General features: G+C 60.9%; 15 protein-coding genes and 1 pseudogene. 1 reads left to right on the top strand and 15 read right to left on the bottom strand.

The window, feature by feature from the left end; genetic code table 11:
* Positions 1-249: 249 nt before the first annotated feature.
* The 9 genes from F3H87_RS21370 to F3H87_RS21330 all read right to left on the bottom strand — a co-directional run bounded on the left by F3H87_RS21370 (position 250) and on the right by F3H87_RS21330 (position 13,516).
* Positions 250-456, bottom strand: a complete 207-nt coding sequence (locus tag F3H87_RS21370) for a hypothetical protein (RefSeq protein WP_007120662.1) — start codon at positions 454-456, stop codon at positions 250-252.
* A 539-nt stretch (positions 457-995) separates the two neighbouring features.
* The gene (locus F3H87_RS21365; protein ID WP_262974993.1) at positions 996-1,988 is read right to left on the bottom strand and encodes a nucleotidyltransferase family protein; all 993 of its coding nucleotides are present in this window, start codon (positions 1,986-1,988) and stop codon (positions 996-998) included.
* A 156-nt stretch (positions 1,989-2,144) separates the two neighbouring features.
* Positions 2,145-3,074 carry a DUF2493 domain-containing protein gene (locus F3H87_RS21360; RefSeq protein WP_058239115.1) on the bottom strand — a complete coding sequence of 310 codons (930 nt, stop codon included), beginning with the start codon at positions 3,072-3,074 and terminating at the stop codon, positions 2,145-2,147.
* A 719-nt stretch (positions 3,075-3,793) separates the two neighbouring features.
* Positions 3,794-6,247: an AAA family ATPase gene (locus tag F3H87_RS21355; protein WP_058239113.1), complete on the bottom strand. Its 2,454-nt coding sequence runs from the start codon at positions 6,245-6,247 to the stop codon at positions 3,794-3,796.
* Between the two features lie 398 nt (positions 6,248-6,645).
* Entirely contained in the window at positions 6,646-7,227 is a 582-nt protein-coding gene (locus F3H87_RS21350) for a rhomboid family intramembrane serine protease (protein ID WP_058239131.1), read from the bottom strand.
* 148 nt (positions 7,228-7,375) lie between these two features.
* Positions 7,376-7,912, bottom strand: a complete 537-nt coding sequence (locus tag F3H87_RS21345) for a hypothetical protein (RefSeq protein ID WP_223228169.1) — start codon at positions 7,910-7,912, stop codon at positions 7,376-7,378.
* 156 nt (positions 7,913-8,068) lie between these two features.
* Positions 8,069-8,797, bottom strand: a complete 729-nt coding sequence (locus tag F3H87_RS21340; protein ID WP_093362910.1) for a DUF736 family protein — start codon at positions 8,795-8,797, stop codon at positions 8,069-8,071.
* A 124-nt stretch (positions 8,798-8,921) separates the two neighbouring features.
* The gene (locus tag F3H87_RS21335; RefSeq protein ID WP_055688068.1) at positions 8,922-9,227 is read right to left on the bottom strand and encodes a hypothetical protein; all 306 of its coding nucleotides are present in this window, start codon (positions 9,225-9,227) and stop codon (positions 8,922-8,924) included.
* A 14-nt stretch (positions 9,228-9,241) separates the two neighbouring features.
* Complete coding sequence (locus F3H87_RS21330; protein WP_149789822.1) at positions 9,242-13,516, bottom strand: strawberry notch family protein; 4,275 nt, start codon at positions 13,514-13,516, stop codon at positions 9,242-9,244.
* A 404-nt stretch (positions 13,517-13,920) separates the two neighbouring features.
* Here F3H87_RS21330 and F3H87_RS21325 point away from each other — a divergent pair, with 404 nt between their 5' ends.
* The gene (locus F3H87_RS21325; protein ID WP_223228168.1) at positions 13,921-14,436 is read left to right on the top strand and encodes a hypothetical protein; all 516 of its coding nucleotides are present in this window, start codon (positions 13,921-13,923) and stop codon (positions 14,434-14,436) included.
* Here F3H87_RS21325 and F3H87_RS21320 read toward each other — a convergent pair.
* The 6 genes and pseudogenes from F3H87_RS21320 to F3H87_RS21295 all read right to left on the bottom strand — a co-directional run.
* Positions 14,433-15,089: a DUF6927 domain-containing protein gene (locus F3H87_RS21320; RefSeq protein WP_048535399.1), complete on the bottom strand. Its 657-nt coding sequence runs from the start codon at positions 15,087-15,089 to the stop codon at positions 14,433-14,435. The genes F3H87_RS21325 and F3H87_RS21320 overlap by 4 nt on opposite strands.
* Positions 15,089-15,682, bottom strand: coding sequence for a regulator (locus tag F3H87_RS21315; RefSeq protein ID WP_149789824.1), 594 nt, complete (start codon positions 15,680-15,682; stop codon positions 15,089-15,091). The genes F3H87_RS21320 and F3H87_RS21315 overlap by 1 nt, the downstream gene beginning before the upstream one ends.
* A 74-nt stretch (positions 15,683-15,756) precedes the next feature.
* Positions 15,757-17,739 (bottom strand): ParB/RepB/Spo0J family partition protein, encoded by a 1,983-nt coding sequence (locus F3H87_RS21310; protein ID WP_149789825.1) that lies wholly within the window; start codon positions 17,737-17,739, stop codon positions 15,757-15,759.
* A 158-nt stretch (positions 17,740-17,897) separates the two neighbouring features.
* Positions 17,898-18,287 carry a DUF3768 domain-containing protein gene (locus F3H87_RS21305; protein WP_149789826.1) on the bottom strand — a complete coding sequence of 130 codons (390 nt, stop codon included), beginning with the start codon at positions 18,285-18,287 and terminating at the stop codon, positions 17,898-17,900.
* Between the two features lie 87 nt (positions 18,288-18,374).
* On the bottom strand, positions 18,375-18,584 hold the full coding sequence (locus F3H87_RS21300; protein ID WP_149789827.1) for a DUF6330 family protein: 210 nt from the start codon (positions 18,582-18,584) through the stop codon (positions 18,375-18,377).
* Positions 18,585-18,607: 23 nt separating this feature from the next.
* Positions 18,608-18,823 (bottom strand): annotated as a pseudogene (locus F3H87_RS21295) (zincin-like metallopeptidase domain-containing protein); the annotation flags it as partial.
* Positions 18,824-18,918 lie beyond the last annotated feature (95 nt).

Raw genomic sequence — 18,918 nt, 5'->3', positions numbered from 1 at the left:
CACCGACAGGGCGGACAGGCAGGGTCAAGGAGGGCCAGATTTGGGTTCCCAAATCTCTGCCGCAAAAACCGGGAGGCCCTGGCCGATAGGTTTTTGAGGATGGCCCCCTTGAGGCTGACTGGCCGGTCTGTCGCGGCCTGGTCATTCCGGGCGGAGTGCGTCCGTTGAACGCGCAAGGACCAGCATCCCTCGAACAGGGATCGGGCCGCCCCAAGATCGTCCTGGGGCGGCCCATCCTCGTCAGAGGATTTAGTCCTGGGGATCTTTCGCGCTCGGCGGGAACATCACCAGCTCCGAGACCGCGACCGGAAAATCGAGCTTGAGGCTGAAGAACTCCGAGCCATCCCCGTTGCGGGTGTTGCGGAACATGGCGCCCACGCGTTGAAAGCGGGTGCGCTCCTGGCCATCGGTATCGGTGAACTTAACGGGGACGGTGGCGACGTAGTGGTTGGTCATTTGGGTTACTCCTTGTTGCGATGGGGATCACCCAGCACGGGGGCAAGAGGCCCGGTCGCAAGCGCAAATGCGGAGGGTCCGCGGCTCCGCCGTGGAAGCCGTATTTGTGCTTGCCGAAGCGTGAGCAGAGGGCACGAACGGGCCGACCCCGTGCGATCCACATGCATAGCAAAAAGGAGGGACCCGATTGACCTGTGCCATCACGCAGTCGCCACCATCCGCGTCCACGTCCTGCCGAACCTGGCCGGGGTGCTGATGACGCCCGCCCGCGTGGATGCGATGTTCCGCGACACCACCCGAGGGTCGAGCAGGGCTTCAGCCTCAAGTGCGACGTCTCGACCCCTCGCGTCTTGCGCTGCTGACGATGTGCTAGGTGCGCACCATCCCCAGCCCGTACCGATGCGGATGGGCCGAACTCTGACGGGCTGGGTAGAGGGATGACGGTGCTGGACGCCGTGAGATGCAGATCAAGTGTGACCGATCGCACGCGCCATGAGATATGACGAAAGGACCGCCCGAAGGCGACCCGGTTATGGCCATCACGCGCCCAAGCTGTCGAGCATCCCCCTGGTATCAGGCATTCGCTTCAGCGAGTTGCCGATGTGCTCCCGCCAGCGCGGCCCAACCTCCATTGCGGTGGCATAGGCCCGAGCCAGATCATCGGGCCGGTCCTCGGCCATCGCTTCGATAAGGAAAGCCGCCTGCTCGCGGTCCTTCGCGGATTTCAGGCTCCCTGCCCCATCGCGGCGCCGGTCGGCAATGATCAGTTTGTGGATCGCATAGCGCTCCGGGCGGGGCACCTGCACCAGAACGCCGGATCTATAGATCGCCGCCGCGTGGATCGGCTCAGCGATCAGGAAGTTGAGATAGTTCAATCCTTGGGCGTTCACGCCCAATGCTGGCAGATCACGGAGGGTCTCATCTCCGAACGCCGGTGTGAGAAACTCGACCAACTGGCCGCTGCCACCCTGGGCCCATCGCCATGTCCGACCTTGGTCAAGAGATGGCAGAGGATCGAATTTGAGCGCCGAGAACGTCTCGGCAAGACCCGGGTCGACCTGATCCTGCAAGGCAACGCTGAGCTTTTCGAACTGCGCGATGTCGATGTCGCCAGTATTGGCCATACCGCCAATTGGCAGACGGATACCAAGCTCGCCTTCATAGAGGCGAAATGCATTGGTTCCGACGATGGTGCCACCCAACCGGAAGGTTCCGGCTGCGGCCATTGCCGACAGGATGGAACCGGTCGCACGGTCGATGGGCGTCATGCCTTCCGCACGCAAGAGCCGGACAAGCCGCGACCGTTCCACCTTCCGATCCTTGGCCGCCCGGCGCAGCTCTTCGATCCGGTCGATGCGCGCGCGCGTCTCGTCGCTGTCTTCGCCGATATAAATGAACCGCATCTCCGTCCCGACACGGCGCGCGGCATACCAATAGGCCTTAACCCCACGCTCCTTCAGCGTGGGCTTGCCTTCGACACCGGACAAGGCGTCGTCCTTCAAAAGTCGCACCAGGTCGGTATAGGCGCTCATCGCGATGCTGCTGAGGGGAGTCATGCCAATCATTTCCAAGTTTTGCTTGGCATACTTATACCTATCAAAACAGGAAATTGCTAGGCAAAGTGATTTGGAGAACGTCCACACCCATAAGAAACGACGAAAGGGCCGCCCGAAGGCGACCCTCTCTCTTCAATCCTGCGACGCCTTCTTCGCCGGGTCCGCAACCCGCATGACCGTCAGGCCTTTCGCTTCCGCCTTCTGCCCGAGGTTCAGCGCGACCCCGTTGCCGCCGAAGAGTACAACCCCCGTCGCCGCGAACTTGTCGTCCAGCATTTCGTCGTTGCACTTGAACGGTGCCGCCCGCCCGTGCGCGGACCAGCGCGGATCGAAGCGCGCCTGCGCTATCCCGCGTGCCCGGGCCCACCGAGCCGCAATCATCTCCGCCCCGTGCTTGCCACCCTTGTGGCAGAGGAAGATCTCCTGGTTGCGGTTCTGCTTGATCCGTTCGCGAACCTTGTCGAGCGTGTTGAAGATCACATCGACATCTGTCCAGTCGGTGGCTCCTGAGACGATCAGGGGCACCCCCTCGACTTTCGACTTCTCGGCGGTTTCACGGTCGTGCTGCTCCAGGAGCTGCCGTGCCTCGAAGACCGCCCCGGTCTCTTGCGCCCTGACGCTTGCGCGCGACCCGGCTGCCGGGATGAAGGCGTGGCCAGTTTCGATCTCGTAGCATTCCGCCGCCGCCTCGCTCATCACCTCGATTGCGCTGACGATCTCGCGCAGCTGCAGAAAGCGCGCCTGCGCCTCTTCGAGCGCGGTCTCGGCGATCTCCGATCCGTCATGGGATTTTGCCAGCGCGCCGATCTTGTCGGCGGTGCGGTCGACCTCCTTGCCGAGCGCCACCTTGCGGCGCTGGAGGATCGTCGCGAGCCCATGGGCCAGCGGTTCGATTTCCGCTTCGAGCCCGGTCCCGCGCAACTGACCAAGCAGAGCCTCGAAGCTCTCGCGGATGACGCGGTCGGTCAGGATGTGATCTTCCGGGATCGGAAGCTGTGCGTCCTTCTCGGTCAGCCCGAAAAGCTCGATCGTCTCGTAGGTGTTTGCGGTGTCGTAAGCCATGTCTGGTCTCCAGTGTTCGGTTGCAAGGCCACCACGTGAGTGTGGGGGCATGGCCGAATGCCTGGTTTCCGAATCTGCCCGGGTCAGGGACGGCGCAGCCGCCGGCTTGCCGGGCGCAAAAGTTTTCTGCGCGCGGCACCCGACACATGCGCGCGCTCACGCACGGGTTCACCCCAAGCCACCGGCCCCGCCCTCGCCGAAAAGTTTTGCGATCCTTGACGCGGGCTGATTTGGGGGCCATCCGGAGGATATGCTTCCGCACTCATGTGTGTGTGTTTTGACGGTAGGTTTGCCCGACCCGAGCAGGCAAACGGCCCGACCGGACGCGAAAGACGGATGGAGCGGCGGGATCGTTTTGGCCTCGGGCCAAAACAGACCAGAGCGCAATCCGGCGGAGCGGCCGGAGAGGGACGTGCTCGCGAGGCGGGCAAACCGGGATGCCAGGCGCGACGCCGCGGTGAGGCCGCATGGCCGAATGCGCGACGGACCGAAGGGCCGTTCTCCCCTGCGACACGCGAAGCCGAGCAGGGGAGGCCGCAAGGCCTAGCCCAAGGTTGACGTGCAGGCGACCACGCCGCCAGCTATACAAAGTATCTACTCCAGCATTCGACGTGATGGGCGGAACGCGGGCTTTTGCTCCAAGTGCCAGATGACTTGGTAGTTTCCTCTTAAGCAGACCTCGCTTCACCGCGCTAACGAGATAAAAGTCCCAAATGCGGCTACTTAGGCTTTTTCTTGAGGTTTAGGTTCACAGAATTGCATGAACACCGAAGTCCTTCGGGAGAAGTGCCTTTGGGAGTAATGTACAGCCATGATCCACAGTCATCGCATTGTGCGCATGCCAGCAAATCCTTAAACGCATTTACAATAGGCATAAAGTCGTTGGGACTAAAATTGGCCCACTCGTTGAAATGTACGGCCTTATTGACGGTCCAGTCTTCTTCGCCCTTGTGAGTATTGGCTTCCTTGAGACGTTGCCTGCGAGCCTGCGCTTTGGACTTTTGGTCCTCGTTGCCCCAGGATTGCGCCGAGTCGACGGCTTTTCCTAGGAGATCTGACAATCTAGAAAAGGCGCTCGGTAATAGCCCCCCTAGATCGTAGCTGTTATCCGCCCTGAAGACCGTTTGCGCCCCCAGTTGATCCGCAAGTAGTCGCGCTACAAACTCCATGTGACGCCGCAAAATCGGAGCCGCAACTTCGACCTTACCCTTAGTCAAAGCTGCATCAATTTCTGCCCAAATCTCTGGATTTGATTCCACCAACGGACCAGTGTCCACAGACCAACTATCAAAAGCCATAGATGTTTTTCGGGTCACTAGATTTGCCGAACGCATCTGCTCTGCCCAAACTTTGTCATGGGTGGCAATTACGAACTGCGTGTTTGGGAATTCTGCCATCAAAAGTTTGCAAAATTGGTAGCGATGGTCTGCATCGACAGACATCACAACATCATCGAGCAGCGCAACGGTAAAACGGTCACCCAATAGCCGCTTCATCAATGCTAGGTATAGGCATACACCCATGCCATCTTGATGACCTTCGCTATGAAAAGCACCTGGTGGGAAAAGTCCCCGCTCGTAGAAATTCACATCAAAATCGAGACGCCCTTCAGTTGCTTTAAAGCGCGCGACAAATTTTTGCTCATCGCCGTCATTTAAAAGCCGATAAAACTTGCTGAAATCATCTTCGACGGCCTCGTAAAGCTCGTCAAGTTCCGACTCCATCGCTGCGCACCAAGCGTCATATGCGACTTTGCTGGCGTCTCGTGCCTTTTGGGAAGCTGTCTCGGTAAGACGTGCTGCTTTGTAGTCCTTGAACCGCTGTTCAGCATTGATCAGATAGCTCTGTGCGGCCAACGAAGCTGATTGATCAGGCTTCGCGCGAATAGCGCTCACAAAGTCCGCCAGTTTGGCCCGAAAGCCTTCCGGTATGGCTGGCCATCCATTGGCCAAGCGATCCTTCAACTCCAAGATTGTTGCGAAAGACTTTAGTTGTTCCTGAAAAAACGCCAAGTCTTTGCCCCATGCGACGACGCTGGACAGCATTTCAACTGCGTTCTCAATCTTGGCAATACGGTGAGTTTCGAGCAGCAGCGCCTTCAAGTTCCCCACTTCATTCGAAAGCGATGATGCATGTTCAACGAGCTTTTGCTTGAGCTCTCCTGCCGCTTGCGATTTCCGCTGCTTGGCGTGTAAATGCGAAAGAAGATGTGCTTCATCCGGCCATTCATGATCGCACATCGGACATGACGGGCCGTCCACCAGCTTTAATCCACTTTCCACCAAATCGCGTTGTTGCAACGAAACAAGGAGCTGTGCGTCGTTTTCAAGTTGCTCTATCTGATCGACAAGAGCTTCTGCATCCGGCGACGGAGATTGTCCAAGCTCGACGAGCTTTTTGTTAAGCTTGTCCAGTTCGATCAGTGCTGCGGATTTATTGAGCGATTGTTCACCAGCAGGCTCTGCCAAGCCTTTGTCGATGATTGTATCAGCTGTTATGGTGTCGTGGATTTCTAGTCCTAGCAGCTGGCGCTTTGCATTGACGGCTTTGAGCATCTCAGCTGCAGACAACGACGTGATGCCTAGGTGCTGCAACAGTGTATTTCTTTTGTCCTGCGTATCCTTTTCCGCCGCAATCGCTGCCCGGTTGAGCTTGCCGTATGCTGTGTTCAGTGCCGAACGGGTCTGACCCAACTCATCGATCTTTAGAATCTCTTGAATCTGTGCAGATCGCTTCGTTGGTTCGACCAAGATGAATTTCAGAATTTCTCTTCTCGCCAAAGTGATTTCGGGATGCTGAGAAACTTCGTCCAGAATCTCCACGATGTCCGGATCGTTCGGTTCGATACTTGGCTTCTTGGGGGCAGAGACTTTGCGAGTGAGCTTGGCTTTTTTGCCAAGCGTCGGGAAGGATACTTCCAGCTCTACAAATGCGGCATCTGGGAATTTGATGTGATCTACATGTGGACCATGATCTGCTAGTGAGAGCCCTTTGGTTCCGGTTCCGGTCAATCTGCCAATTTGACCAGTTAGTGCAAATTCGATGGCGTCAATGACCCCACTTTTTCCCGAGCCGTTCGGACCGGATATCGCGAAGGTCTTCTCAGCCAAGTTGATGTCCAACTTACGAATTCCACGAAATTCCTCGATGTGCGCTGAAATGATCTTGATCACAGAACTTCCCCTCCGTCTGGAAGAGTGAAAATCTCGGCTAGATCGTCGGCCTTAATTTTCCGACCTTCTTTCAAGAGCGCTTCAAGCTTTTGTGTTTTGGATGCATCAAAATTTTCATCATTCGAAAGTGTCTCGAGGAATTTGTTTGCGACTGAATCCTGAAGCGACGCCATTTTGCACCATATCTAAATAACTGGTTCCACTTTAGGCTGAGCACCGCCCTGCGGAAAGAGGTCTCTTGCAGGAAGGTGAGGGATTACTGCCGAAGGTTCAACCAGCGCCGATTTTTGGGGGTTAGGAGCTGGGACATATGCAATGGCCGCTTTGAGGAAACTGCACTGCAGCATCTCGGCGTTTACGAATGACAGCACCGGGTCGACCACGTCGGGCGTACGGCTTCAGTCCAGATCGACACCGCCGAGGCGCGGCACATGGACATGCGTCCGGACAAGGGCTGCAGCGGCCGCGCCCGCGATGGCGCTGAAGAGATGCGCCTCCCACGAGACGCCGGGTTGGCCCGGAAGAACGCCCCAGAGAATTGAGCCATAGAGGACACCGACCACCAGTGCCGCGCCCAGCGTGATCAATGAGCGATCCACGAAGCCGCGCGCGACGAGGAAGCCAAACCAGCCGAAGACCAACCCTGACGCACCGATATGGATGGCGGAGCTTCCGAACAGCCAGACGAGTCCGCCGCCGAGGCCGATCACCACTGCGTTCACCGGCAGCAAGGCCCTCGTGGTCGTGGCCACCAGCAGCCCACCCATCACCAGGAGCGGCGGCGTATTGGCCATCAGGTGTGCGAAACTTCCATGCAGGAGGGGCATGGCGATGACGCCATCCAATCCGCTGACGTGCCGGGGGATCAGGCCGAAGGCCGGGTTCAAGCCGTAACCGATGATCCAATTGAGGAGGTGAATCGCCCAGAGCAGTGCGACAAAAGCGACAAGCGCCGCGGCGCGCCGGAAGAAGGCGCGCATGTGATCCCGGTTCATCATGTTGGCGACAGTAGACGTCCCCACAGCACCTTCAACGGCTTTCGCACGCTGCACAGGGTGCCACCTCCAGGAAAGGGGGTTTGAGGCGGCCAACCTCGGTACGGCTCAAGCCAAGAGAATGGCTCGGATCTTACACGGTGTTTCCCGGACGAAAGGGCTGCGGTTCACGCTCGGGACGCTTCAGGGCTTCGGCGTATTTGCTCGCATTGTCATCGATCGTGTTGTGCCAAAGCTTCGAGACGAAGGCCCGGGCGTCTTGGACTGTCATGTCTTTCAGCGAAGAGGACAGCGCCATGAAAAGCTCATCCTCGCTAATCGCAGCGGCGCGGTGCATGGCATCCGCGTAAAATGACGGGTCGTTGAGAACCTGCTCGCGCAGCGGCATCCGCGCGAGGTTCTCCTCCGGGATCGCCATGAAGATCGTGTCCTGAACTTCGGTCAGATACGCACGCCGCGATGTGGACACCGGCTTTCCCGCCGCCTTGGCCTCCAGAAATGCCTGCCTTGTCCTGTCGAGCTTTGCCCTTGCATGGATCATGATGACATCACGCTTGCGGTCAAGCAGCGCAAATCCGGTGCAACGCTCGATATGAGCAAGAAGCTCTGCAACCTCTGCTTCTACATCAAAGCTCTCGAACCACGGAGCTTTTCCCAGTCTCGCCACCATGCGCCTACCTTCGTCCATTCGATAATATATTATCGTATATCATATTCAGCAGATCGCAAGTAGATGGTGCCCGTCATGCAGCCAAACATGGAAAAAGGGGAACCGTGATCCCACGGCTCCCCTTTGGGTTCAGATCGTCTCGCCCTCGCGTGCCAATTAGGCGACCAACGACAGCCCCGTGCCTGCGTCCTGCGGCTGCTCACCGCTGTCGATGAACGGGATGATGGAGAAGGCCTGCCCGCCGCGCTGCTCTTCGTTCTGCACGGCGTTCACGCGCAGGTCGCCATCGGGCGTGTTGATCAGCAGCGACAGGTAGTCATTGCCCGTGCGGCTGCTTTTCGCCATCCAGGCCGAGCCGACGCGGATCGGTGTGCCCCGGGGCGAGCTGACCTCGATACGGTAATCGGGGTGGGTTTCCTCGGATTTGTAGCTGTTCTCGATCAGCATGAACTCCAGATCGAACATCATGTTGGCGATGTAGCCGGTGAAGGCGTTGTCGGCGTCCATGGCGGTGAGCTCCCCCGAGATCGAGCCGGATTTCATCAGGCCGTTCGAGACCAGAGGGATGATCTCGAATTCGCCGCTTTGGGCCGCGCGCGCCTCTTTCGTCTGCACCGCGTTGACCCGGAAGGGGCCCAAGCCGACATCGATCTGCATCGAGATGTAGGGGTTGCCGCTGGTGTTGCCGGTCTCGTTCCAGGCCGTGCCGATGCGCACCTTGCGGCCTGATTTGTTGACTGCCGTCACGTCAAAATCCGGGCTGCGTTCGGACATCTTGGCCCGCGCCTCCAACTGGATGGCGATGTCAAAGCGCGTCGAGTGGATCATGCCGGTGTACTGAGCGGCTGCGGTCTCGACATTGCGGGTGAGGGTTCCTGCGAACATGGGATGTTTCCTTTTGGATTGGCCGGTGCCTGACGTCCTTGCCAGCGCATCCGGGATTGCTTTTTCGACCCCTCCTGGGATCACAAACCAGAAAGCTCGCTTTCCTTTCTTCCCAACCTTCAGTTCAGCGCTGTCGCCTGAGAGATTGTGCCACCTCCCCGCCGGGTACGACGCCCCTCCCCTGCCCGTCTGCTCTCAGTTGGCTGTCCTGGCTCTTCTCGTCGCCACCCTCCGGTCCAGCGATAAAGAACTCTGCTTCCTCCCCGTTCAACCGCTGCCCGCTCCGGTCGGTCAGCCCGATGGTGCTGCCGTTCGGCTCAAACGTAATCAGGTATTGGCCGAGGCTGTCCTTGTGCACGCGGTAGCCGGTGTTGGCCCAATGCACGGTCCGACCGGCATCGATGGCGGCTTTGATCTCTTCGAGTGTCATGATCGTCCCCTCGCCTATTCTGCTGCCACTGAAGTTACGTCCCGCGTGGCGTCTGGTCCGGTTCCAACAATCCGGGAGAGGATGCCCAATGTGTCGATCCCATCCCCATGCGGCAGGAACACCCGCAACTGGAAGGCGATGATCTCCGTGAAACACCCCATGGCCTTGAGACCTTCAATCATGCCCCGATCCGCACCGCCCAGCTCGAGACGCATCTCGCCTGCGACCCGGCGACGGGTCAGGGTGAGACCCTGGCCCAGATCGACCGGCGCCGTGGTGCCGAGCGCAGCGGTCAACATCTCCTGCGGTGTTTGCGGGTTGGAGACAAGGAAGCGGGCGCGCAGCGCGGCCGCCCCTTCTTCGCTCAGCGTGCGCCCGATCATCGCTGTCGCCCCGTCCGGCGTGACCCTGTAGATGCGTTCATTGGTGGTCGGGATGTCCTTCCAGATCGGCAACAGCAGTCCTGTCAACAGGTAGAGCTTGGTCGTGGTGGTCTTGGGCAGGGATGCGGCCTCGGCATCCCAAAGTCCTGCAAACTCGGGCCTTCCGATGTCTTCCCAGGCCGAGGACTCGAAGCGCGTCTCTTCGAGGTAGCTGGAGCCATTGGGCCGCACCGCCTTGCGCATGAGCGTGACGATATCCTCGTCATACATCTGCATGGGCCGCGCCGAGATGAGCGCCGCGCGGCCAGACGCTCGGTTGACCATCGGCAGCTTGTCGGGATTGCGCGACATGGCCTCTTCGGCCCCAAGGACGTGGACCGGGTCGGTCACCTCCAGCCCGATGATCCGCGTCACGGCGCCGGATTTCGGGCAGGTCCAGAGATCCTCTGTGGAGACCTGTTCGATCTTTTCGCCGCGCAGGGTTTCCACGCCGAGATCGAGCGTGCCCGCCGCGCGCGCACGTTCCGTCTGATCAGCAATCCGGCGCATGAACTCGGCAAAGAGTGCGTTCTGCATGTGGATGGGCAGGGCAAGCACCCGGTTGAGAAACCGCTGGATCGGGGGAAGCTCCTCAAGGATCACCCCATCCTTGTCGATCAGCCGCAGGGCCGTCCAGTCGGTGAAGCTCTCGTAGCTCATCGCCTCAGCGCGCCCGGCGGCAAGATCGGCGAAATACCCACGCAGAGCCGCCCGTGCGATCGGGCTTTCGAGATTGTCCTCCTCGCGGAACATGCCTTGCGAGCCGGTCTCGCGCTGACCCTTGGTCAAGGCCCCTAGCTGGTCGAGGCGCTTGGCTATAGTCGAGGTGAAACGCTTTTCGCCATGCACATCTGAGGTGCAGACTCGGAAGAAGGGCGCGCTTACCTGGGCCGAGCGATGCGTACGGCCCAGCCCCTGGATGGCCGCATCGGCGCGCCAGCCGGGCTCCAGCAGGTAGTGCCGCCGCCGTTTCTGGTTCTTCGCCGTTTGCGCCGCGTGATAGGACCGGCCCGTACCGCCCGCGTCGGAGAAGATCAGGATATCCTTTTCGCCGTCCATGAAGGCTTGGGTCTCGGACGAATTGCTGCTGGCGCTGCGCTTCTCGATGAAGAGATGGCCATCCTCGGCCTTGAGTGGCCGGATGAACCGCCCCGTGACTTCTGCCACGGCCTCATCGCCAAATGCCCAGAGGATCTGATCGAGCGCCGAGGGGATCGGCGCCAGCGTCATCAATTCCATCATGGCCGCGTCACGCAAAGCGAGCGCCTCGCGCGAGACAACGAGCGCCCCGGTCTCATCCCGCAAGGTTTCCGCCACCATATTGCCGTCGATCTCCACGAGCTTTTGCGCATGGATCGGGAAGGCCTGTTCGAGGTAGCCCAGAACATAGTCGCGCGGCGTCAAGGCACCCTCGACGAGTTCATCCTCCGGGTCCATCGCCTCAAGCCGACGCTTCAGCAGGCTCTCGCCTGTCGAGACAACCTGGATGACGCAAGCATTGCCTGCCGCCAGGTCGTCCTTGATCGCACGGATGATGGTCGGGGCTTTCATGCCCATCAGGAGATGGTTGAAGAAGCGCTGCTTCGTGCTCTCGAAGCGGGACTTGGCCGAGGCGCGTGCGGCCGACGCATTAGTTTCCCCCGAGGCGTCGTTGACGCCGGTCGCAGTCAGCGCCGCTTCGAGATTGTGGTGGATCATCCGAAAAGCACCTGCATAGGCGTCGTAGATCTCGATCTGAGCCGGGGTCAGCGCGTGTTCGAGCACATCATATTCCACGCCATCGAAGCTGAGAGCACGGGCCGTGTAGAGACCGAGCGTCTTGAGATCGCGCGCGACCACCTCCATGGCGGCAACGCCGCCGGCTTCCATCGCCGACACGAAACTCTCGCGGCTTGGGAAGGGGTATTCGGGGCCCTGCCCCCAGAGTCCGAGCCGCGCGGCATAGGCGAGGTTATGCACGCTCGTGGCACCCGTGGCCGAGATGTAGAAGACGCGGGCGCGGGGTGCGGCCAGTTGCAGCCGCAGGCCCGCAAGGCCCTGCTGGGAGGGTTTGACCCCCCTGCCCTGCTCGGACCCTGCCGCGTTCTGCATGGCATGGGCCTCATCAAAGGCCAGCACGCCATCGAAGTCGTCGCCCATCCAGGCGAGGATCTGGCTCAGTCGCGTGGTGCCGCATTTGCCCGCGGACCGCAGCGTGGCGTAGGTGACGAAGAGGATACCGTCGCCCATCGGGATGGGCTGATCCGGTTTCCATTTGGAGAGCGGCTGGATGTCGGCGGGCGAGCCGCCAAGATCGGTCCAGTCGCGGATCGCGTCCTCGATGAGCGTGGCGGATTTGGAGACCCAGATCGCCTTTCTGCGTCCAGCGAGCCAGTTCACCAGGATGAGCCCGGCGCATTCGCGCCCCTTGCCGCAGCCCGTGCCGTCACCGAGGAAGTAGCCAAGGCGATAAGCATTGGCGTCCGGGTCATCATCGGCACGGGTGAGTTTGGTCTGGTCGTCGTCGATGGTGAACCGCCCCGGCAGGTCACGCCCATGGGCATCATGGGCCATGATGATGGTCTCGAGCTGAGCCTCGGAGAGATGCCCATCCTCGATCAGCCTGGCTGGCAGGCGCAATTCCGCACTGGCCGTGTCCGAAGGCACGGGCGGCGCCACGGAAGCCATGGCGATGCTTTCGACCAGCGGAGTGGGATGTTCCTGCGCGCCCGCGATCTCAATGCGCTGCGGCCGGTAGCGCGCATAGATGTCCGAGACGGGCCTGTTGTCGCGCGGGGTCTGAAAGCTTGTGAAGCTGAGCGGACGGACGGCATTGGGCCGTGGATTGGAGGCGGCGAGAGGCGCAGCGGCGGTCTTGCGCGGGGCAGAAGAGTGAACGGTCGGCCGCGCGTGCGGCATCGACGCCACCCTTTGGGCGGGGCGCGCCTCGGGCCGGGTTGCGGCCACTGCGTCGACATATGCCAAGGCTTCATCCAAGTCCCTGACGCTGGCGCGGATCATCTCTCCGTCCTCCTGCACCTTGTCGAAGACCATCAGCTGGGTTTCCACAGAGGTGCCGAGCTTGCGGTAAACCTGTCCCGGCATCGTGAGGGCCAAGCGCGGCGTCAGGAGACCGCAAGCGCGCGACCAATGCGCGGCATCGCGTTCGGGCGTGAATCCCGGCGGCATGATCGCCACCAGCCGCCCGCCATGCGCGAGACGCTTTGCAGCCGCAATGAGATGTTTGGCGGCGATGTGCTTGTCGCGGGATCGGTCGACCGAAGAGGCGAAGGGCGGGTTCATCACCACGATGTCGGGTAGAACCGGCGTCTGCAGCAGATCGTCGATATGCTCGCCGTCATGGCTCGTCACCTCGCCACCGAAGACAGCGCGCAATAGGCTCTGGCGAAAGGGGTCGATGTCATTGAGCAAAAGCATGGCACCGGCCCGGGCGGCGAAAGCAGCCAGGGCACCAGTGCCAGCCGAGGGCTCCAGCACGGTCTCGCCCTTGCGGATCGCCGCGGCGCACACCATCAGGGCCGCGAATGCCAGCGGCGTGGAAAACTGCTGCAGCCGGATCTGCTGCTCTGACCGGCGGGTTTCCGTCAGCAGCCGTGAGGCAAGCAGCTTTGCGGTGGCGATGTCACCTGCTGCACCGTCTCCACGCAGCAGCACCTGGATGGCCGCGGCCTGCATCAGGTCGTAGGCCATGCGCCAGTCCCAGGCACTGCCAGCATCGCTGCCATGAAACGTCTCGCGCATGATGCGCGCGAGCGCTGAGCTGCGCAGGGGTTGTTGGTCGATCTCCGCGCCAATTTGCGGCAGCGCAGAGGTGAGATCAGCGTCGGAGATTGAGAGAGCCGGGTTTGCCAGTTTGGGCTTGGACATGGGGGTTTCCTTTGGATCAGGGTCTGAGTTCCAAAGACAAAAAGCCCTCTTTCGCTTTTCGGGATGATGAGCTCAGACCAAGAGGCATCCAATCTACGGCCGGCCAATCAAACGGTTTTTCGGAGTTGGATTAGAAAACTGAAAAACCCGCCGCAATGCGACGGGCTTTTGCTTTCTTTGTGCAATGAGGGGAGGCATAGTGCCCGCAATCTCAAAGCTCACGCTCTATATGGCACCGAAAGTCTTTACTGTCAATGTATCCACCGTTCACGGCTGATGAAGAACACCACCTTCCGAACGTCCTATCCGCACCTAGGTTTGCGACCTATCTGCGCGAAACCGGCAATGATAGGACGCGAGCTCTCCACCTATACCACTGGAATCTTCAAGTATCAGCCGCGTTCATGGTTCCACTCCATGTTTTGGAAGTTGCGCTGCGAAACGCGATCGTGGAAGCAATCGAAGCTGTCCATGGAGGAACATGGCCTTGGACACAAGGCTTCATCCGTTCGTTACCGAACCCGCGCGGTCCGGCATACAGCCCCAAACGAGACCTCGAAGGTTGCGCAGCACAGCAACCCACTGCCGGAAAGGTCGTCGCCGAACTGAAGTTCGTGTTTTGGGAGAAGATGCTGACAAACAGGCACCAAGGCAGACTGTGGGACGATCATTTCTGCGCAGTGTTTCCGGACGCGCCTCGTGGTGTCGCTGCCAGCCAGCGCCGATCTGAATTAAGGTCTGACATTGAAGCCGTGAGGAGGCTCCGCAACAGAATCGCACACCATGAGCCTGTTTTTCCGCGCGCCCTTCAGGATGATTTTGATCGGATCATCCGCTGCATAAGATGGCGCAACGAAACGACCAGCAACTGGGTGCTGGAAATCGAGACGGTGCACGCACTACTCGCAGTGCGCCCCTAAGCGTCCCGCCCCGCTAGGAATTCCGCCAGCACAGGACTGGCCGCGCCCTTTGCGGAGCTGAGCAGCTCTGAGCCCGCAAGCGAGGCCTTCGACAGGCGTACGAGCCCACCGGTTTCCTCGATGCGGTAGCAGCGGCGTTTTTGCCGCCCCCGCTTGTAGTACGTCGCGGTAACAATCTGGCAGGTGCTGCCATCGGTGAGCGTCACAGGGGCCGCGAGCCTGATCTTGTCGCCTTCCTCGTAGTCCGGGATCGACGCCCAATCCCGGCAGCGCTGACGCCAGTCCTGGGCGTAGCTGCCTTCGTCTTTCAGGTCGGAGAGGCGCTCGATCAACCCAAGGGGGGCACGCGACTCGTTCGGGCCAGCGCTTTCCTCCATATCCTTGTAGCCCCAGCAGCCGTCATCGTATCGGGTGAGGAAGACAGCCCCGAACGTGATCGAGCCATCCGCATCGGTCAAATAGGTCGTGTCCTCGACCGGCGAGCCATCGATACTTGTGACCTTTGCCGCCGCGTACCAAGTCGAACCCACCTTGCAGGCTTTGACCAGTTCCGTCTTGCGCCTGTCGCTCTCGAAGGTGCAGAGCCGGGCAATCTCCGCTTTCTCATCCGCGTAGGTCTGGACGCGGCGATCGGTATAGAAGAGCCAACCCATCACGCCGCCCTCCGGTCATCGATTTCCATCAGCGCATCGAGCGGCACGCGGTAGGGCTGCATGGCGTCGAAATCCTCGCAATTGCCGCAGTTCTGCACGATCGCGAAGGTATCGCAGGCATCCTTGAGGATAACCCGGAAGGTGCCGCCGAGGCCCGAGGGCACTTCGTAGGTTCCGCCGATGAGATAATCCGAGGCCCGGCGCACGAAGACGCGGATGCTGTGGCCATCGGTGGCGAGCCGGATGGCCCCTCGCCCCCGGTCGATGAGCACCTGCACGTCATCCAGGATGTCGGTGTAGAACTGGCCGGTCAGATCACGAAACGCCATGCGGCGCTGCGCCATCCAGTCGGTGTCCCGAAACGGGTTCATGCCGTCGGCGAAGGCGAAGGAAGGATCGGCCTGCTCGGTGGTAACGATATGGGTGGTCGTGCCATCGATGCCGTTGGAGCGCAGATGCACACCATTGCCGACGATGAGGATCAGGGCGGGCCTGTCCACGGGTCCGTTCCAGTTGGGCAGGAAGGTTTTGCAGGCGCGCGCATGGGCAATTTGCGCCGCGACAGCGGAGGCAGAGAACTTGAGAATAGCCATGGAGATGTCTTTCCGTTGGGTATGAGAGGATCGACCCGCGCGCGCGGAATATCTCGCGCGGGTCGCGTGAGGCCTCAAGCCGCTTGCGCGACCTCGCTGTCAGGCTCGGGGGTTTCCGCAGCGGGCTCCGCCTCATCACGGGCGACACCGGCGGTCTGCATCATGGGCGGGCACCAGGCGGCCACGGCAGCGCGCTGCGCGTCCGTCAGCGTGGCGAAGGGCTCGGCAAAGAGCTTGTCGCAGAAGGTGACGATCTCCTTCTTGCTCGAAGAGGCCAGTGTCACCGCCTCCTGGGCGAGACCCAGATCCTCGCCGAGGATTTTCAGGAGCCATGCCTTCTTGAAGCGGTTGAAGAGCGCCGCATTCGGCGTCCAGTGGGCGCGGATGTCGGGCATGATCTCGATCTCGAACGCATGCATCAGGCTGTCGCGCTGGCGGTCCCGCGCGAAGCAGGACTGCGTGGTGCTGGCCGTGGCATAGGCCACGAGCTTGGCCTTCTCGCCGGCCTCCAGCGCGCGAAACGCCGCGAACTGATCGGCGGGCGCGCGGGCGTCATCGAGCCAGGAGAGATCAAGTGCATCATGCGCCGCCGCCACCTGCTCGAGCGAGGTCTCGTCGATCTCGTCCATCTTGGCATGGCTGCGGTATTCCTTGCGGGCATCGATCTTGATCGCCTGCGTGACACTCATGCCGCTGGCCAGAACGTCACTGACCAGCTTGAAGAGCGTCAGATCCAGCGTGGCCTCCGGATGCAGCGCCATCGCGGCCCCAAGCGCCATGGCTCGCTCGGTCTTGAGGTCCTCAGCCAGCGAGGCCGGGTAGCTGATCTCGCCCGGGTCAGGGGCCTCTTCCCCCGTCTGGTTACTCGAGGCGCCGCGCGTGCCCTCCGCTTTTACGGTGTCCTCCGGGCGTACGAGGCCGATATGGAGCATCACCTGACCACTCGACCAGGACGCGACCACGCCTGCACGGGCCAAGTCCTCGGCGCTGTAGGCCTCCTGCAGGTCGCGGGCTTCCTCTTCCAAGGCGTCCACGCGCTCGTAAAGCGCGTTGTAGGCACCGTCCTCGAGCCCCTCATCCTCCATCTCGAGCTGCAGTTTCTCGAGTTCGGCGGTGATCTCATCGATGCGCTTTTGCGCAGCCTCATCAGGCTCGATCGGGCCGGGATAAACGTGGCCGTAGTCGGCCATGGTCGCGTAATCATAGCGGACCATCGCATCGGCCCAGGCAAAGCCCAGCTTTATGCGGGCCTCTTCGGCGGCGGCACCGAGCTTCTCGAGCAGGATGGTTTCGACCAGCGCTGCATCCTCCAGCACGGAATGCTCTTCCAGAAGGTCAGCCGCGACGGCGCCGCCGCGGGCCTCGTAGTCCGCGCGCACGAAAGCCCCGATATCATCGCTGACCTGCACACCGCGGGATTTGAGCGCCTGACGGACCGTGTAGGCCTGCAGATAGCCGCCGTCCTTCGTGAGCGCCTCGAAGACCTCGCGCTGCGCCTCCTGGCTCGGGTGCTCGGCGAAGGCTTTCATCGTGTCGAGCGTGATCACCTTGCCCCGGGCCGCGGCGCGGATGTCGGGGTGGATAAGGCCATAGCGCAACCGGCCTTTCACGGCCGCCACCGTGGCGCCGAAGGTCTTTGCGATCGTCTCGGGCGTCTGGCCGTCGACCTCCATCATCCGGGCGAAGGCCTCGAACTCGTCGATGGCATTCATCGGTGCCTGGGTGATGTTCTCGGCGAGCGACAGCGCCGTGGTGACGTCGCACTCCTCAGGGACAAGGCGGCAGTCGACCTTGGTTTTCGCCGTGAATCCCTTGCTGGCCTTGTCAGCGATCAGCTCCTTCAGGGCTGCATGGCGCCGGCCACCGGCGAGGACAGCATATTTGCCGTCAAGCTTCTGAACCAGAAGCGGCTGGAGCAGGCCCAGCACAGCGATACTGGCCTTCAGATGGGCGATGTTTTCGGGGTCATAGGTTTCCGGGGAGTTGCTGCGCACATTGGCGGGGTGGGCTGTCAGATCGCCAATAGCGACGGAGACGGGTTTGAAGCTTGTGGTCATGGGGTTTCCTTTTCGGTGGGTTTGGAGCGGCCCGCGCATTCAAATGTGCGGCCAATCCCCGGATCCGGGGATCACAAGGACAAAAGGCCCGCTCTCCCTTTTGAGGGGTCAGCGGACCTTGAGTTTGCGAATGGGTTTTCTTGGGAAGAGCCCCTGCCCTACCAGTCGCGCGCCATCATGATCGTCAGCACGCGCATGGTGGTGGCGGGATTGTCCGGGGCTTCGGCCCCGTAGCGGAAATCGGAATCCGCTTCATAGAGATCAATCTTCCAGAACACGGTCTCGCCGCGGACCTCGACCGCCCCGAAATCGCGCCATCCCTCGGGGTCATTTTCGGGTTCGAACGTGTCGAACATGCCCGTGGCCTTCACGGCCTCGGCCATGAAGCCGTCGCCGGCCTCCATAAGCGAGCGGGTCACATGCATGCGGCCCTGGATGGGCTGCGCGGGCGGTATTCCGAGGCAGGCAAGCTTGCGAAACGCGTCGTTCTGCGCTGCAATCACACTCGGATCAGGGCGGTCTGTCTGGGGTTGTGCTGTGATGGTCATGGGGCTCTCCTTTGAGAAGTTGAAACACCCAATCCAAAGCCCGCTTTTTCTTTTCCGCTTGGCGGATGAATCGAGGCCGAAGGCGCCCTACCCGAACAGCCCTTTGGGTCTGTAATTCGGGTTGGGGATGGTTTCGATCCAGCCGCCTTGTTCTTTGATGCTCTCGAGCGCTGCCGAGAGCGGATAAGCGCCCTCGGCAGCGCTCCACCAATAGGCACCGCGCTTGAATGTGATGATCTTGCGGCGGCCGTCAGCGAAGCAGGCCACCCGCAGCGTCTTGGGTTCCTTGCGTGACATGGGAGTCTCCGGCCTTTGTGCAATCAGGCGGCCTGGGTGCTCGCCCCTGCCCTACCCGCCTCCGATCTGGCGATCAGGTAGTCGCAGGCGCGCTGCGCATCAGCGGCGTGCTTGAAGATCGCGTTCTTGTCAGAGCGCAGAACGCGCAGCCAGTTGTAGAGATACGCCGCGTTGATCTCGAGCGTATGGGCCGTGAAGCCGAGCGTCTGGCCAAGGAACACCGAGGTCAGCTCGGCGATATATCCTGACAGTCCAGCCCCATTCTGAAATTTTCCGGCAATGAGAACGGTTTTGGTCATGCCGCTACCTCCTCTGCATGGGGCTGCTGCGCATG

Source organism: Lutimaribacter pacificus, assembly GCF_900142185.1.
Taxonomy (GTDB): Bacteria; Pseudomonadota; Alphaproteobacteria; order Rhodobacterales; family Rhodobacteraceae; genus Lutimaribacter; species Lutimaribacter pacificus.
The sequence above is the reverse complement of the archived record's forward strand: the minus strand, read 5'-3'. Positions and strand labels throughout refer to the sequence as shown.